Source organism: Halococcus sp. AFM35, from assembly GCF_051195015.1.
GTDB lineage: Archaea > Halobacteriota > Halobacteria > Halobacteriales > Halococcaceae > Halococcus.
Genome location: NZ_JBNTJU010000108.1, coordinates 1 through 659, shown reverse-complemented (window position 1 = coordinate 659; position 659 = coordinate 1). Strand labels below are relative to the sequence as shown.

At 67.4% G+C, this 659-nt stretch carries 1 pseudogene; it reads left to right on the top strand.

The features are described from left to right. Positions 1–659, top strand: a pseudogene (locus ACQUQO_RS18285) (hypothetical protein); the annotation flags it as partial.

Here is a 659-nt window from a genome sequence, read left to right as displayed (position 1 = left end):
GAGGGGTTGGCGGTGGTGGACCCGATAGAGCGCCATCGGTACGTGTTGTCGACGGGGGCGGTCGTGCCGGAGCCGGCCTCAGTCGAGCAGTTCAGGTTTCCGGTCGACAGCGCGGTGTCGATTCGGACCGAAAGGATAGGACTGCCGAGCGTGGTGTCGGTCCACGTCCGGGACGAGTCGGGTGCGGTGGTGGCCCACGCCGAGCATCACGCCAGCGAGGACCTCCCGGTGGGGAAGTACGTTTTGGAGGTAAGCGCGCCGGTAAAACTCTATTTCCGGGTCGAAAGCCCGCTCAGCATCAGCGCCGACGCCGAGGGGATGACCATCGCGTTCGACGGCGAGCGGGAGGTAGCGATTGGCGCGCGTTCCCACCACGAGCGGCCGGCGGCCACCGTGGAGACGCCGGCCGACCCCGAAGCGATGATGGCGGCGGTCTCGACGTTCGGGTCGGCGCTGAAAACCACCAGTCCCGAACGGTCCTATCCAACGCTGCGGGGCCATCCACCGACGGTCGAACTCGGCGATTCACTCGATTTGGCGGGGCTGGAACCGCCCGAAACCGGTGTGACCATCGAGGTACCGCGGGAGTACGGCGCGGTCTACGCGGTCGCGCCGCTTTCGTACTATCTGGGGGCGACCGTCGAACCGGGTGAGCGACC